This window comes from Devosia sp., from assembly GCF_040509215.1.
Classification (GTDB): Bacteria; Pseudomonadota; Alphaproteobacteria; order Rhizobiales; family Devosiaceae; genus Devosia.
Window position 1 is genome coordinate 1 of the sequence record NZ_JBEVLL010000035.1, and the last position, 15,890, is coordinate 15,890.

At 57.6% G+C, this 15,890-nt stretch carries 16 protein-coding genes; 5 read left to right on the forward strand and 11 right to left on the reverse strand.

All coding sequences use genetic code 11. The features are described 5' to 3' along the window. Positions 1–268: 268 nt before the first annotated feature. On the reverse strand, positions 269–1,069 hold the full coding sequence (locus ABW043_RS01650) for an outer membrane protein (protein ID WP_353919504.1): 801 nt from the start codon (positions 1,067–1,069) through the stop codon (positions 269–271). Between the two features lie 914 nt (positions 1,070–1,983). Here ABW043_RS01650 and ABW043_RS01655 point away from each other — a divergent pair. The 3 genes from ABW043_RS01655 (at position 1,984) to ABW043_RS01665 (ending at position 4,988) form a co-directional block, all read left to right on the forward strand. Continuing rightward, positions 1,984–3,678: an EAL domain-containing protein gene (locus tag ABW043_RS01655; protein WP_353919505.1), complete on the forward strand. Its 1,695-nt coding sequence runs from the start codon at positions 1,984–1,986 to the stop codon at positions 3,676–3,678. 806 nt (positions 3,679–4,484) lie between these two features. Next, a complete protein-coding gene (locus ABW043_RS01660) occupies positions 4,485–4,634 on the forward strand; it encodes a hypothetical protein (protein ID WP_353919506.1) in 150 nt (49 codons plus the stop codon). A 165-nt stretch (positions 4,635–4,799) separates the two neighbouring features. Continuing rightward, complete coding sequence (locus ABW043_RS01665) at positions 4,800–4,988, forward strand: hypothetical protein (RefSeq protein WP_353919507.1); 189 nt, start codon at positions 4,800–4,802, stop codon at positions 4,986–4,988. A gap of 717 nt (positions 4,989–5,705) precedes the next feature. Here ABW043_RS01665 and ABW043_RS01670 read toward each other — a convergent pair. From ABW043_RS01670 to ABW043_RS01700, 7 genes are all read right to left on the reverse strand, one after another. Continuing rightward, positions 5,706–6,005 (reverse strand): hypothetical protein, encoded by a 300-nt coding sequence (locus tag ABW043_RS01670; protein ID WP_353919508.1) that lies wholly within the window; start codon positions 6,003–6,005, stop codon positions 5,706–5,708. A 303-nt stretch (positions 6,006–6,308) separates the two neighbouring features. Further along, positions 6,309–6,839, reverse strand: coding sequence for a VOC family protein (locus ABW043_RS01675; RefSeq protein ID WP_353919509.1), 531 nt, complete (start codon positions 6,837–6,839; stop codon positions 6,309–6,311). 106 nt (positions 6,840–6,945) lie between these two features. Further along, positions 6,946–7,794 carry an alpha/beta fold hydrolase gene (locus ABW043_RS01680; RefSeq protein WP_353919510.1) on the reverse strand — a complete coding sequence of 283 codons (849 nt, stop codon included), beginning with the start codon at positions 7,792–7,794 and terminating at the stop codon, positions 6,946–6,948. A 51-nt stretch (positions 7,795–7,845) separates the two neighbouring features. After that, positions 7,846–8,670: an oxidoreductase gene (locus ABW043_RS01685; protein WP_353919511.1), complete on the reverse strand. Its 825-nt coding sequence runs from the start codon at positions 8,668–8,670 to the stop codon at positions 7,846–7,848. Positions 8,671–8,827: 157 nt separating this feature from the next. Then, on the reverse strand, positions 8,828–9,478 hold the full coding sequence (locus tag ABW043_RS01690) for a L,D-transpeptidase (protein ID WP_353919518.1): 651 nt from the start codon (positions 9,476–9,478) through the stop codon (positions 8,828–8,830). A 264-nt stretch (positions 9,479–9,742) separates the two neighbouring features. Continuing rightward, complete coding sequence (locus ABW043_RS01695; protein ID WP_353919512.1) at positions 9,743–10,351, reverse strand: TetR/AcrR family transcriptional regulator; 609 nt, start codon at positions 10,349–10,351, stop codon at positions 9,743–9,745. Positions 10,352–10,376: 25 nt separating this feature from the next. Further along, positions 10,377–10,652, reverse strand: a complete 276-nt coding sequence (locus ABW043_RS01700; protein WP_353919513.1) for a hypothetical protein — start codon at positions 10,650–10,652, stop codon at positions 10,377–10,379. Between the two features lie 106 nt (positions 10,653–10,758). On the opposite strand from ABW043_RS01700, the gene ABW043_RS01705 reads away from it, so the two are divergent. Further along, positions 10,759–11,343, forward strand: coding sequence for a DUF308 domain-containing protein (locus ABW043_RS01705; protein ID WP_353919519.1), 585 nt, complete (start codon positions 10,759–10,761; stop codon positions 11,341–11,343). Positions 11,344–11,833: 490 nt separating this feature from the next. Here the strand turns inward: ABW043_RS01705 and ABW043_RS01710 are convergent, their stop codons facing one another. Together ABW043_RS01710 and ABW043_RS01715 are read right to left on the reverse strand one after the other, a co-directional pair. Continuing rightward, positions 11,834–12,613, reverse strand: a complete 780-nt coding sequence (locus ABW043_RS01710) for an SDR family oxidoreductase (RefSeq protein ID WP_353919514.1) — start codon at positions 12,611–12,613, stop codon at positions 11,834–11,836. Then, a complete protein-coding gene (locus ABW043_RS01715; protein ID WP_353919515.1) occupies positions 12,610–12,939 on the reverse strand; it encodes a nuclear transport factor 2 family protein in 330 nt (109 codons plus the stop codon). The genes ABW043_RS01710 and ABW043_RS01715 overlap by 4 nt, the downstream gene beginning before the upstream one ends. A 137-nt stretch (positions 12,940–13,076) precedes the next feature. Here ABW043_RS01715 and ABW043_RS01720 point away from each other — a divergent pair, with 137 nt between their 5' ends. Continuing rightward, positions 13,077–13,994 (forward strand): LysR substrate-binding domain-containing protein, encoded by a 918-nt coding sequence (locus ABW043_RS01720; RefSeq protein WP_353919516.1) that lies wholly within the window; start codon positions 13,077–13,079, stop codon positions 13,992–13,994. 800 nt (positions 13,995–14,794) lie between these two features. Here the strand turns inward: ABW043_RS01720 and ABW043_RS01725 are convergent. Further along, positions 14,795–15,890: epoxide hydrolase family protein (locus tag ABW043_RS01725; RefSeq protein WP_353919517.1), on the reverse strand; the 1,096-nt coding region annotated here is incomplete at its 5' end.

Here is a 15,890-nt window from a genome sequence, read left to right on the forward strand (position 1 = left end):
ATCGTCGAGGAAGCAGAAGCCAAAGCCGCTTGACCTATATGGAATATCGCGCACGCGTCTACCAGCTTTGGCCGGCATTCGTTAGGAATGCAAACCTCAACCCGAAAACTTCAACGTAAACGAATAACGATAGGCTTATCAGCGCTGCCGCGGGATTGGCGGTCCTTCCAAGATGGCTATAATCGCAGGGGCAATTGCTGACTATGAAGATAACGCAAAAAGCCCCAGACGTGCTGGGGCTTTAGCTGATCGGATTGGCTGAGCCAGATCAGTATCTGCTCGCCACACCTGTCCAGTTGAAGCGGTACACGAGCGAGGTGCTGATCGTCTGCACGAATGGCTTGAACGTGATGTTAATGCCAGTCGGTGCCCCAGTGCCGTCAACTCTCTCCTGAAGATTCTTGCGATCAAGATAGGCGGCACGGTATTCGGTCTTCATAAACCAGCCTGGGGCGTTGATACCGAAGATATTCAGATTGTTCTCAACGCCGCCGCCGACGAACCAGCCCTGAGTATTGAAGCCGTCGGTATGAAAACCAGTCGGGGTACCGGTGAACGAGCTTAGCAGGGTGCTCCCGGACCAATACGTCCCGGTGTAGCCGCCATTTACGTAAGAGAGAACGTTCGGAGCGACAAGATAACCGACGCGTGCACCGGCTGCCCAGGCTGTCTCCATCTTGACGGTACCAACGGCAGGAACGAGAGCGTTCAAACTGCTTGCATCGCCGATGTTGCCTTTCAGACTACCGAATGTGCCATCGCCGAAGATGCCGAAAACCCAACCTGCGCTCTGCCAGTCATAACCAGCACCGACCGTGCCGAACCAACCATCGCCACCCGTGCGGGTATTCGTGCAGATGATGCAGGCGCCCGTCGCAGTGACATCGACACCACCGTTGGCCGACCAGATGCCGCCACCGCCACCACCAAATATGTAAAATCCCGTCCAGCTGTAGGTTGGGGCCGGCGCCATTGGCGCTTTGGTGTATGGACGAGCAGCAAGGTCGGCAGCGGACGCCGAGCCCGTAATTGCTACTGTGAGCGCGAGCGCCGCAAAAAGCTTCTTCATAATGGTCCCCAGAGAATCGTCTCGACGAAATGTCGTCTGGGAACGTATAGAAATTTTCGAAGAATGCTGTAGCTGGCGAGACACAAATCGAATTTGTCTCGTATTTACAAAGCATTAATATCTACGCGAGTGCACTCTAACGGTTCATCCGCCTTCATTGCTGTGTCGAGTGGATTTGCACCGATGCTGCCTGCACAGATCCCTCACGTGGCGGGGGCGTGGTTGCAGGCGTCGACAGGTCTGATTTTAGCTCTGACATGCAGGCTGATTGAAGTCGCCACGGCCAGTTGCTCGGAGCCTCCGCACACGAGCCCGCTTGTTGCGCGGCGTTTCAATACCTACGACATGCCATTGGCTGAACTCGTAGCTACCGTCCATACGTGGACCAGCGTAGCGCATCCGCTGCAGTGAAACTCGCCAGGGCCGTGCTCTTCTGAATGAGTCTGTGCAGACCCATAGACGACGGAGCAATGAGGACAGGCGAAATAGACGGTAATACTGGTGTCGCTGCTCGTCATCGAGGCCACCTTTGTATCGGAGGGACAGCTCGACGAGGGGGGCCGGAGGCCGAGCTGTCCCAAAACGCCCATCAAGCGCGAACCGATCTTTACATGATTCGGAAGATATTGTGGCGGGAGACCGTTATCCTCGAACAGAAAACTGCTAATGGCCTATAAACGGCGGCTTAAGGCGTTCAAGGATTGTCCGGACTCTCCGCTGTGTTTTCGACCGTGTGCTGCTGTAACAATCAAACGAGGCATCCTGCCGCCCTTGCTTTGACGTTCGTGTTCGAAAACTTTATCGCAAATTAAAATCGATAGGGGAGTTGGCTGAGTGCTCATCCGCGCAGGCTGGCTTTAAACATGCCGCGCGACAACTCCATCATCTGAAAGTATCGACCGGACCACGCATTTATGACTTCTCGTCCCTATCGATTTGATAGCGTGCAAACGATCATTGATGCTGTACCGAATCCCATCTTCGCGAAGGATCGTTCACATCAGATAGTGATGGCGAACGAGAGTGCGTGCGCGTTCTTCGGATACTCCCGCTCAACCTTGCTTAACTGCTCCGATCTTGAGCTGTTTCCTGCCGAGCAAGTCCGAGTCTTTCACGCTGCAGATGAGCGTGTGTTTGAAACTGGAGAAGAGTGGGAAAACGAGGAACAGATAACGGACGGTACTGGGCGTGTTCGACACGTCATCACACGTAAACGAATGGCGCGACTCTACGGAATTGAGTACCTGGTTGCGTCCGTGACAGACATATCTCCCTTTCGCGAAGCCGAGGCAGAGATCCGGCATTTGGCCTTCCACGATCCGCTAACAGGGTTGGCCAATCGTCGCCGATTTGAAGAACAATTAGGCTCATGCCTGCAGGAAGTGGATACGGAAAAGCAAATCGCCATTCTGTTGCTCGATCTTGACGGATTTAAAGCCGTGAATGACACACACGGGCATGCCGTAGGAGACCGAACACTCAAAGCGTTCTGCGAAAAGGTATCAGCCATTCTTCCGTCGGACCACTGTTTCGCGCGAGTTGGCGGAGATGAATTTGCAATCATCATTCGCGCAAACTCCTCGCATGAAGCACAAGAGGTTGCTTACCGTATTATCGAGGCACTCGCTGAGCCCTTCGTTGTTGACGAGCTTGGTATAGTGCTCGGCGTCGGGATCGGCATCGTGTTGTCACCCGATGATGGCCGACATCCAGACGATTTGCTGAGGCGTGCTGACCGCGCACTATATCGTGCAAAAGCTCTAGGCCGTTCGACTGTCCGTCATTTTGAGGCCGACATTGACTTGGTAAGCGAGCATCGCGATCAGCTGAAGCATGAACTTCGAGAAGCCATTGCGTCAGGCAATATTATCGTCCCATACTACCAGCCGATCGTTTCACTGGATGACGGTCGCATATTAGGATTCGAGGCTCTTGCGCGTTGGGAAAGTGAAAATTTAGGCCAAGTGCCTCCCGATGTTTTCATCCCAATTGCGGAACAAGATGGCTTGATTAGCACGCTGAGCTCCAGGCTTTTTGACCAAGCATGCCGGGACGCCGCGGCGTGGCCAGAGCCTCTTACCCTCGCTTTCAACATCTCGCCGGCTTCGTTGCGTGATCATACCCTAGGTTTACGGATCCTAGCACAACTGGCTCAATCGGGTTTACGCCCGAGCCGTTTGGAGCTTGAGATAACAGAGAGTGCGCTCGTTGATAATCTCCGCATCGCCCAGGATACTATCAACTTGCTGCGACAGGCGGGAATCCGTATTGCGCTTGATGATTTCGGAACAGGATATGCGACGCTGAGTCAGCTCATGTCATTCCATCCTGATAAAATTAAGATTGATCGTAGTTTTGTGTCTCGGTTGGAGGAGAATGAAGAGGCGAGAGAAATTGTGCGAGCGATCCTCGGCCTGGCTAGAGGATTGGGGCTATCGACGACGGCGGAGGGCGTCGAACGGCCGCAACAGCTTGAGTATCTCAGAACTAATGGCTGCAGCGGGGGGCAAGGTCATCTATTTTGCAGAGCCATTCCGGCAGCCGAAGTTCCGTCGTTTCTCAGCCTATATACCCGCTCCAGCCTCAATCGCTCCGCCGCAATTAGCTGATCTGAGAACAACGTTGCTTCTACGCGGAACGGCAGGCACCTTTCGTCCACCGAGCGGGCGGCAGACCAGTGCCTTAGTCGCAAAGAGAAGAAACAGTTCTCATCGCTCGTGATTTAGCTGACCGGTGGTATTTGCGAGCGCCTTTATCAACTCCACGACCTTGTCTCTGACGTCCGGCTCGTCAATAGCCGAAAATAAGGTGATTACCTGCAAGCACTGCGCTTCGTTTGAGTGCCCAAAATCCGATATGTGCATAATACGTCTCCAAGCTAGACCAAGCGGCTGGGAGACCGGGTCGTTCCTAACTCTTCGGACAGAGATAAACACGTCAGCGCTGCCGTCGAGGGGACGTATTTTCCGACGCGAGCTAAGGCTAATCAGCCGGCCAACCGTTTTTCGCTCGATTGCTTAGCTGCTGTGAATATCGCGGATCAGATTCCTGAGGCGCTGTCGCCAGATCAATCGTCAACGCTATGCCACACACGCCGAGCATGTTCACGCCGACGTTCGAATCGATGTGACAGTATCTTCTTGAAGCTTGTCTTTCTTACGTTGAGTGATGACCACACCCCAAAGTCGTACGTTAAGCCGCAGCCGCCTTCCAAAGCTCAAGACAAAGCGGCGCGGGTCCACTGCGTCTCCCCGCAAAGCATCTCGCCGAGGGCCGAAATAATCACGCCTAAAGGCTTTCGAAAATCAGCTGCCGCGTGAGCCACCTCACGGATGTTCACAGCTCATTAGGCAAGAATGGAGCATCGTCGGAACGAAGCAATCTGTTTCAAATTGTCTAGGCGGAGGGTGTGGCCATGACCGAGGTACAGTATCTGAGAGACCAAGCCGCCCGCGCCGAACGCCTTGCGCGCAGTGCGATGGATGCTCTGACCGTTGAGCGGCTTCAGGCGTTTGCCGCCGAGTGCCGAACCAAGGCCGAAGCCGAGCAGCGCATGGCTGCCTGAATACGACCCTGATTCATCCCGACATTTGGACCACCCTGATTTCATCAGCAGGTTTGAACGGCTTCTGCATCCAGCCCCCAACCCGCTGAAGCCGCTTTTATTTGCCCACACCTGTCCACAGCCCCGGTTTGCGCGCCATACCCGTGATTGGTTATGGGTCAATCCATGACAATCGAGGAAATCGCCGAGAAGGTCTGGCGGATGGATTGGCCGACCACCGTTTCTCTGAAGACCATGGCCGCCGACGAGCGCGAGGCGGTCGAGGCAGCGATGGAGCGCAGGTATGGCAGACGCGTCGACCTCAGTGGGCCGTCCGACAAGGTCCGGGAGGCCGTCAAAGCGGCATGGGGTTAATCAACGCCCGTTTGCGTCGCTCACTTTGTCCCACCCACGACCCCCGATAGGCATCAAAGCGATGGGCGGGTCAAAGACACTGGACGTCTGAGAGAACGGTTGCTGGGCCAGATTCTGCCTAACCCAAGTGGGAACGAACGCTGTGGACCGTAGTTGAAATCTTGTTCTCGTCCCTCGCGAGACACCCCAAATGGCCTCAGCATTTAGCTCCCCGCGATGCTGAGGCTTTTTTATTGGGCCGAGCTCAAAAGCCCTACGAGAAAATCATTCTCTGTTTCGAGATGGGTGGCTCGGATGCAGTGCCTCCGCCTGCCCTTCAGCTTCCTGAGGCGGCGACCCTGAGTATGCTAAGCCGTTGGAAGCGCTCATACGCAACAGCACAAGTTGGATTTTGAGGCAAATCGAGGGGTTTAGTGGAAAGCGACGCATCGGCGGCTCACAGAGCGGCGGCCTAAAAGGATATTTGCTGGCAGGCCGCCTGGTCACTCCGGCGGCGCGGCGTCCTCGCAGCGAAGACCAGGTCCGCTCAGGCTGCAATCTCGGAAATGGATTGTCGGATCATGGTGGTCCGCTAAGGGCCAAAAGCGGAAGCGCGCTGTCGAGGCAGCACTGAGCAGCGACAGGCGTCAATACCACAAACTTGTCTGATCAGTGAGGCGTGAGCCTAATCTGTCGAAATAGATGCGTGACCGCCCTGTGCTTTGCGACAACAAGCAATCAGAGCGGCGTACCGATTATTCGGGAAACGTGAGCGTCAGTAAACCGGGGGACGTCGTCCATAACTACGTCTGTTTCGGCAGATGCAAGTGCCGCGTGCAGCGCGGCCTCATCGCGAAACCGATAAATTCCCACGGAGACATCCACTGAATCGAAGTCTCGGGGGAAGAAGGCGGCGGCACTTTCGAGGCCATGCTTCTGCCAGCTTGCGAGTGCCAACGGCAAGTGCACATCGACATAATAGTTGCGATCGAAATATGTGCCACCGCTGCAAGTCACTATCATCGTTGCATTTGTCATGATTCGCCTCTCTAACTTGTCATCAAGAATAATTGTAAGCTGATAGACCCTGCGCCATTCGTACTCGGCGCGCGCTGTTTATGATGCGATTCCAAACGGTCTCGAATAAATCGGGTAGCGGCGAGCGTTCGCGGGCGACGCGCGGCGTCCGGTGTCACCTCACCGCTCCCATTCGGGCGCATATCCCGGATGAGGCAGCGGTCCCGATGGACCTGTTTCGAAAGGTCGTGGTGCCCCCCGGGCGCCGAGCCGGGCCATGCGTACGGCATATCAAATGTTCAAAGCCGGTGCTCTCTCCCACTCTCAATCCTCGTCTTGCCACCTCCGCAAGTCCGTCTGATCGTGGTAGGGCATGCGATCTGGCGTGGTGATGAATTCCATCGTCGTGCCCCACGGCATGCGGCAGTAGCAGACCTTGTTTCCAGGACCTTTCTCGGTTGCATAGGGAATAGCGCGCGGTGCGGTAAGGGGTGTGCCTCCTGCCTTTTCGAAGCGCTCAACCGATGCCTCGATGTCATCGGTGTAGAGAGCGAAGTGCGTGATGCCGAAGTCGCTCGCCCGGATCGGCTTGGCTTGCTCGGGACCGAGCATTTCGAACAGCTCGATATCGGGTCCGGACCCGATCTTGACCATTGCCTGTGCACGCACGATCGTTCCGGGAAAAGCACCAACGGCCCGCTCGAATTCGGGGCCCTGCCGCGGCGGGTCCTGCGGTCCGAAGGACTGGTAGATCACCTGGCCGCCAAAAGCTTCCACCAGGAACGATTTTGCTGCTTCGATGTCGGGCACCGTGATGCCGACATGATTGACGCCGCGAATGACTGGTTCTTTCATCATGGTCTCCTTTGCTATTTATTCGATCCATTGCGATCGGCTGCGGGCGCAATTTGCTCGGAGCCTCGCGATCGGCCCGTCCCACGACGACGCGGGGCACCAGGCTTCAGTTGGCCTTGAGAAACTCAATCAGAGCGGCTGATATTTCATCCGGCCGCTCGTCCGCGACATAGTGGCTGCACCTCGCGATCGAGCGGCCCGTCACATTCGTGGCGAACTCCTTGAGCATCGGCACCATCTGCGCTCCGAACCGTTGGTCCCCACCCAAGCCAAGCACCGGTATTTCGAGCGGTTGCTTCTTGTACTCAAGCGCAGTCGCATGATCGGCCGCGAGGGTGCGGTACCATTCCATACCGCCGCGCGTGCGGCCAGGAAGCGCCATCGCATTGGCGTATATCTCGATGTCCGTCGGATTGAAGTTGCTGTGATCGTAGAACCGCTCTGCCATAAAAGTTGAAACATAGTCATATTCGTGGCCATGAATCAGACGCTCGGGTAGGTCCCGTTTCATGTGGAAGCTGAAGTGCCAAAGCCTTGCAGTCGTCGCCTCCCACCCGGTCCAGCCGGGAAGCGGAACGTCGAGGACGGCCAAATGGGTAACAGCCTTCCGATAGATGGCGGCCTGCGGTAGAGCGACCATGCCGCCGATGTCATGCCCGCATGCGGCGTAACGTTCATGCCCAAGGGCAATCATCACTTCATGCGCGTCGCGCGCCATCGTCGCCTTGTCATAGCCGTCGAGCGGGCAGTCGGAAAAGCCTGCGCCGCGCAGATCCAGGGCCACCACGCTGAAATGCTCGGCCAGCAGCGGCATCACCTTGTGCCATTCCCACCATGTTTCCGGCCAGCCGTGAAGCAGAAGGATCGGCGGTCCTGAGCCTCCCGTGACGGCGTTGATTTTGATGCCGTTCACAGGCACCAGCTGCTGGGTAAACCCCCTCAAAGTGGCGATCATGATCGATTTCCAGTCAGATGTTGGCGTTGACACAACGCTCGTGCCAGCAGCTCAGGGCTGCTCAAAATCGGTTGCGATCGTGATGTCGCGCCAGGCGTCGATATCGCTGCGAAACGCAGTCAGCTTTCGCTCGGCGATCGCGTGCGCAATCGGGCCGAGCGGCAGATGAAGCGGGGCGTGATCGGCGTCAACTGCCCGCAGGATGACCGCGATCGCCTTGGCAGGATCGCCCGCCTGACTGCCGTTGTTAGTTTCACGATAGTGCCTGCGCGAACTCGTGGCGTATTCCGGCATCTCGCTGGCTGCCATCGTGATCGAACGGCCAAGGAAATCGGTACGAAACGGCCCAGGTTCGATGATCAGCACGCGGACGCCGAACGGCTCCAGCTCGCCGGCGAGCGCTTCGGAAATTCCTTCCACGGCAAACTTGGCGGCATTGTAATAACCTCCGCCGCCGCCGCCCGCGATGCCCGCGCCGGACGACATGTTGACGATCGTTCCTCTCGTACGTCGCAGGACGGGCAAAGCGGCTCTGGTAGTCTCGATCAAACCAAAGACGTTCACCTCGAACATCGGCCGATATTCTTCCGGCGTGCCTTCTTCGATCGCGCCGAACAACCCATAGCCAGCATTGTTTACCAGCACGTCAAACCCGCCAAAAGTCTCGACCGCCTTCGCGACCGTCGCCTTGGCTGCCGCCGCATCGGTCACATCGAACGGCAAAGTGATCATGCCGCCGCCGAAAGGCTGGGCCATTTCCTTGATCGTCTTGACATTGCGGGCCGTCGCGATCACCTGATCGCCGCGCTGTGCTGCAGCGAGCGCCAGCCGCTGGCCGAAGCCGCTTGAGCAGCCTGTGATGAGCCAGGTTTTCATTACTTCTTCTCCGAGTTGTTATCAGACCACCCACGCTAGGGCCGCTGAAAGCGGCTGCATGATGCCGCGCCAGGATTTGACGGCAGTGGTGGATTTGGATTCTGGCCGCAGATTAACGATGGCGTCCGGCCGTGGTGACCAATTCTCGAGGTCGCGCTCACGAACTTAACTCGCGGCTGCGCTGAATCACGACGACGCGACTTCCAATCCTGACCCGCCTATACAGATCGACGATGTCCTGATTTATTAGTCGAATGCACCCGCTCGAAACAGCGCCGCCGATTGTCTCCGGCTCAGTCGTTCCATGAATACGGAACAACGTGTCCTGATCGCCTTGATAAAGGTATAGAGCGCGGGGACCGAGCGGATTGCCAAGGCCGCCCACCAACCCGCTGGCGAGATGCCGATACCGCGCCGGCTCCCGATCCATCATGTTCTTTGTTGGCCTCCAATGCGGCCATTCTGCCTTTCGCTTAACGATAGCGGCGCCCGCAAAGGCAAGCCCTTCTTTGCCAACTCCAATGCCGTAGCGCATAGCCTTCCCGTCACCCTCCACCAAGTAAAGGTGACGAGCAGCCGTATCTACGACGATCGTTCCGACTGGCTCACCCGTCGGATAGTCCACGCGCTGGCGCAACATTTCTGAATCGATGTCGGATATGTCGACCGCCGGTATCGTGTGAGGTCCGTCGATTAGCTGAGCGTACTCGACAGGTGTGCTGCTGATTTCTGCCTCAATCAGTCCGCTGCTACTTACGCAACCCGACAGAGGGATTGTTACTGCACCGATCAGCAAGAGGCGCGCCAATAACCTCGCGTGAGAGTTTGTTACATCAATTCCTCTATGCGACGCCAGAATTCGAAATCCTCTTGATTGGAGGCGGAGCCACGATGACGTTATATGATCCAGTGGTGGCAAGTACGCGCCCGGCAGCGGCACCATCTGCTCAAGCCAGCGCCTCGATCGGGCCGGCGCCTCTCTTACGAGATCTTCGAACATTGAACCTCCTACGGTCGCAAAGCCGACCTTCGATACAACAATATTCGGAACCAATCGGTTCCTAATTACGCTTTAAAAAATAGCCTCCATCAGGAGATCAATATCTTTCAGCATTTCGTCCCGACGTGATCCAACTTTTCCGAGCACTCTCATGCCCTGCGCGTGCGAGACAATGAAGTGCGCTATGACGCGAGGGTCGCTACTATTCTTGATCTCGCCGACAGCTTGTCCTTTCGCTACCGCGGTAGCGAACAAGTCTTGGAGCCGGGTGAAAAGACGCTTGATCAGGTCTGCGATGTCTGGATCTCCCGGCAACATCTCAGCAGCGGCCAACACACCGAAGCATCCGCGAATACCCTTGCTTCCAGAAGACAAGTCCGCATACCGCACTAAAGCGTTGCGGATGGCCACCTTCGGCGAAGGATCGGATCGAAGAACTTCCTGGACGTTTTGCACGCCGTCGTCCGTATAGAGCTTGAGCGCGCGCAGGAAGACGGACTTCTTGTCACCGAAAGCCTTGTAGAAACTGCCCTTCGAGAGCTTCATTCCGGCAAGGAGGTCAGGCAACGATGCGTCGTGAAACCCACGATCCCAAAAGATATGTATGGCTCGCCTTACCGCCTCGTCGATATCGAATTCGCGGGGGCGACCGACAGGAAGTTGAGAAGTCGTAGTCGTCATTTGTGAAATGTAGACCGGTTGGTTCCTAATTGCAATAGGGAGTAACGCGATTTGGCTCGCTGATATGACGTGCTATTGGGAGACATACAATTTCCGCGAAACGAAGCGTTTCCTCACGCTGGGCTGCACAACCTCGATCAGGAAGCCCAAACATATCGGACACAAACTGACGCTGCAAATCATCCATGCTTGTGTCCTCCAGTGCCTTCGTGCTGCATCCGGCATTGTTCACGAGCACGTCAACGGCGATATTTTCATCCGGCGCAGTAACAGCCGTCGGAATTCCCTCGTAGTTGGTCATGTCGAGCGAGCAAAGAGCGATGACATTTCTGCTCGACTATGTAGGCCGCGCTGCGGACCTGCGGCTATCAAGCGGACGAACAACTACCAATAAGAAAGAGACTGATATGAAACTTGGCGACACACGGCGTGCTCCAAATACTGATGCCTGGCTCAAGCGCTATTACTTCACGCGCTTTGCGGTCGCCGCCCTATGGGCAGTTGCTGCCCTTACAATCGCCAAGAACAATTTTTACCTTTCCGCCATCATGCTGGTGGCCTATCCCTTGTGGGATGCGCTGGCCAACTATCTTGACGCGCAACGCAGCGGTGGGCTCACCACGAACAAGAGCCAGCTGATTAATTTCTTCGTCAGCGTCATTACGGCGCTCGCGGTTGCCATCGCGCTGATGCAGAGCATGAAAATCGTGCTTTCCATCTTTGGAACCTGGGCGGTCGTCGCAGGGCTTCTGCAGCTCGCGACCGGCATCCGCCGCTGGAAATTGGCCGACGCACAATGGGCGATGATCCTGAGCGGCGCGCAGTCGACGCTAGCGGGAGGCTTCTTCATTTACCGGGCGGGGATTCTTACCAATATCGGTATTGGCGATGTTGCCGGCTACGCCGCGTTCGGAGCCTTCTACTTTTTCGTCTCGGCCGTTTCGTTGGTGATCACCGATTTGCGCCGCTCTTCCGTGCGATCCGCTGCGTAACATCACTTCAAACAACTGGTCGCATGCCCCTGGTGCAGAGCTACAGCGCAGCCTGAAGTCCGCGGGCCTTCGCCGAACCTCGCGAAGTTGATAAGGCGGTGATTTTTCTCGCCAGTCCGGCGGCTAGCATGATTATGGCGCCGTGCTGGCCGAGAAGGCCCTCGCAGAAGCTGCTTTGAACCTCTTTGCTTTGCTTTACTCACGATACGAGTCTGCTTGGGTCAGCTGCATTGGAAAGCTTGGGCTCATCCGCCCGAGGCCTGGTACTCCCTGATCCAACCAGGCTGAATAGACATTCCCTCGACGTTAGGTCGCCCTTCTGCCGTCGGCTGCTGGCCTGCCTGACGCCGCATTCGGTCGGGTCCGCTTCTGGCCAAAGCCGACTACGGCGATGACATCGCCGGATGGATTGCTTACGGCTACTAGCGACCTTAGCGGCATGCCGCATAAAGTCGCTGGAAGCCACCTATGGTGCGCACACACCGGCTAATCAGGCGGTAGGAATGGTGCCACCGTCGATCACATGCTCTGACCCGGAAATCGACTTGGCCCGATCCGAGGCAAGGAAAGCGATCATGTCGGCGACCTCCTCCGGCGCGGCCGGTCGTCCCAGCGGTATGCCGCCGAGCGACTTCATGATCACCTCTACCGCGTCGGCATAGCTGATGTCGGCTTCTTCGGCGATGCGCTGGGCCAGACCATTGGATCCCGGACTGGCGATCCAGCCGGGAGAAACCCGCACCACCCGTATGCCCTTCGGAGAGACCTCCTTGGAGATGCTTTTGCTGTAGGTGTTGAGGGCTGCCTTGGCCGAAGCGTACCCAGTCGTTGCCTCCGGCAGCGGGAGGCGATTCTGAATCGAGGTGACGTGGATGACGACACCACTTCCCTGATGGATCATGCCGGGGATCAGGGCACGATCAAGCCGGATGGCCGGAAAGAAGTTGAGGTTGAACTCCTTGTCCCATTCCACGTCGGTGAGGGCGGCAAAGCCGCCTGAAGGGGCCGAAGAGCCGCCCAGCATGTTCACAAGAATATCGAGACCGCCGAGCTCCCGATGCACCGCATCGACCACGGCGTGAACTCCCGCCTCGGTGGTCAGATCGGCTTCGACGAATGCTGCAGCGGAGAAGTCTGCAGGCCGGGTGCGCGCTGTCGTCAGCACGCGGGCTCCCAACTCCTGAAAGAGCGCCACGGTCGCGGCGCCGGCACCTGATGTGCCGCCGGTGATCAGGGCTCGACGTCCCTGCAGTGTGAGGAACCGAGTCATACGCTGATCTCCAGCTCGGCGATCTTGTCGTCCGCCAGGACAAAGAAGTACCGAAGATCGACCGGGCTTCCCGGGAAGTCGCCAACGGCGTGACCCGTCACCTGGGTCTTCCCGTTCTCGTTGGCCATGAAGAAGGGCTCTACCGTGTAGCCGTACTGTTTCCCTTCCTCCGTCATCCACTTGCGAATGGCTTCGCGGCCCGTGTGGGTTTTTCCCTTGTCCTTCAAGGTGCCGTCCTCGGTGAAGGAGGCAGCAACAGCATCGGGCTCGCGATCTCGGTCGGCGTCGAAGTACGCCTGGATACTGCGAGGTAATTTCAAAGCCATTTTGGTTCCTCGTTTACGAAGCAGCCCTTGCCAGCTGCGGGCATCGACCCTCCGTGGCCGATGAGGACAAGCTAGGCCAAGGCGATTGACACGATAACTGGGACAAAGCAGGATGAGGAGTTGCGAAAATCAGGATAATGACTCGATCTGTTCTTGCCGACCTGGATGCTGTTCTCAGTATTACCCGCCAAGGCTCCTTTCGGGCTGCCGCCCTCGAACTCGGCATGTCCACGACGGCGCTGAGCAACGCCATCGCAAAACTCGAGCAGCGCCTGGGCATTCGCCTGTTCAACCGCACGACGCGAAGCGTATCGCTCACCGATGCGGGAAAGACCTTTGTCGAGCGAGTTGGGCCGGCCATGACCGACATCCGCGACGCGATGCTCGCAGCTCAGTCGCTTCAGGAGATTCCTGCCGGCACATTGCGCATCAACGCATTTGCGTCGGCGGCCCGAGAGGTGATGGCGCCAATCATCATCTCGTTCCTGCGCCGCTATCCGCAGGTGCATGTCGATCTGGTTACGGAGGGTCGGCTCGTCGACATCGTTGCGGCCGGCTTTGACATGGGCCTGCGATCGGCCGATCTCGTGCCTAGCGATATGATCGCTTTGTCACTTGGCCTGCATCGCAGCAATGCCGTCGTCGCGTCGCCGGAATTCATACGCATTCATGGCAAGCCCATCGTTCCGGCGGACCTGTACCGGTTTCGCTGTATCCGTGCCCGTCTTCCCAACCACGCACCGCTCCGTTGGCGCTTCGAGAAGGACGGCAACGCCGTGCAGATCGATGTCCAAGGCCCAATCACCCTCGATGAGCCGAGCCTTGTCAGGATTGCCGCGCAAAACGGGATCGGACTCGGCTACATCATGGAGGCGGATGTGCGCGCCGACCTTGTCGCCGGTCGACTGGTGCGCGTTCTCGAAGACTGGACGCCACCTCTGACCCCGCTGGCGCTGTATTATCCCGGCAGGAAAAATCCGCCGGCCGCCTTCAAGGCTTTTATCCAGGTCGCTCGCGAGTTCGTCAGCGGCAATGCAGAAGCCTATGCCGACTGAGCTTTTGCCGAAGGCAGGCCACATGTAATCGATCATGGCCTACAAGCTTCGATTTCCCCTCCCTCGTGTCATCCGGAGTGCCTTGACCCAGTCGCCTCGACCAGGTCTCAGGCTGTTAGCCTGAGGCGACCAATTCGCGAGGTGCCTGCGGCTTGATAGTCCTGCAGATTGGCTGCCAGGCCGACGAGCCCTCCGCTGACGGCTGAGCCGCCAGAATGAATTCGCGGCCATCCCCCAGGGCTTTGGCAAGCCAAGCAATGCGCGCATTGACCGGTGAAGATGAAAAACTCGATTGGCAAATGAAAGGCTGCGGATCAACGGTGACTGGCTGTCCAGGTCAGGTTTGGGTCAAAAGCCGCTTACGCCGGCCTCTAGATCGAAGTCTGCTGTTGCTCGACAAACAGACATATCGCTCAGCGCCGCCGGTCCATTTCCCGCGATCATGGTCAGACGCACGTCTCGCGCATTGCGATAGCGAAGAACTTGAGCTGCTCACCCAAGGTAAAGCACTTAGCGACGGCGTATCGGCGCGTGGGTAGGATGCGCTCGGAGGGAGCTCGCATTTCGCGTGATTTCAAAGATTTAGGGTGAACAGCTACGGGTTACGGTACGTTTCGCGCGCAAAAATACTTTTCAGCTATCAGTGAAAACCCTGCCCTGCTAGCTCAGATTTCATAGCTAATAATTGTCTAGTTGCAGATTCGAGTCTTGCCGCGCCCACTAATGAGGGCAAAGGCTCAGAACCAGCCCGGCACCGACCGAACAGCTGGCGCCGCAGTTATAGCGAGAGATACGCTGTATTAGCGAAGTAATCGGAAGGCGGAGCGCACTTCCTCCGCGAACAACTGCGGCTGTTCCCACGCGGCGAAGTGGCCACCGTTGCTGACCTCATTGAAATAGAACAGGTTGTTGTAGCAGCGCTCCGCCCATGATCTGGGCGCCCGGAAGATTTCTCCCGGGAAGACGCTGATGGCGACCGGCATGTCGATGACGCCGCGGGCGTTGAAATTGTTGGAATGATCTTCCCAGTAGATGCGGGATGCCGAGGCGCCGGTGCCGGTCAGCCAGGACAGAGACAGATTGTCGAGGATGGCATCACGGCCGAGCACGCGCTCAGGCTCGCCGCCGCTCAAGGTCCACTGCGCGATCTTCTCGTACATCCATGCGGCCATGCCGGCCGGCGAGTCCACCAGTGAATAGCCGATCGTTTGAGGGCGGGTGTTCATCATGGCCGCGTATGCAGCATTGTCGCGGTAGAAGACCTCAAGCTGGTCGAAGGCGCCGCGCTCCTTCGTCGTCAGACTGGCTGGAGCCGGGTCACCGGCGGCCAATGTTCTGGCGATGTCGGCCGGTATCACTGCAGGCATGTTCAGGTGGATGCCAAGCAACCCCGGTACGTGCTGCAGGGCCATGCGCTGCGAGATCACCGAGCCACAGTCGCCGCCCTGGCTGACGTAGCGATCGTAGCCAAGGCGCAGCATCAGTGCCGACCAGGCGCGGCCGATCCGGTCAGATCCCCAGCCGGCAGTCGAGGGCTTTCCGGAAAACCCGAAGCCCGGAATCGACGGGATGACGACGTGGAAGGAATCTGCCGCCTTGCCGCCATGCGCCGTCGGGTCGGTCAGCGGCCCGATGACCTGCAGGAACTCGAGAATAGAGCCGGGCCAGCCGTGCGTCAGGACCATCGGCATCGCATTCTCGTGGCGGGAGCGGACGTGAATGAAATGGATGTCGAGGCCGTCGATCTCCGTCTGGAACATCGGCAGCGCATTCAGCTTCGCCTCGACCGCGCGCCAGTCATATCCACCGGCCCAATACTCCATCAACGGCTGAAGCCGCTGCCGGCGCACACCCTGGCCGTCATCGGGCACGGGTTCCGCGTCGGCCCAGCGCGTC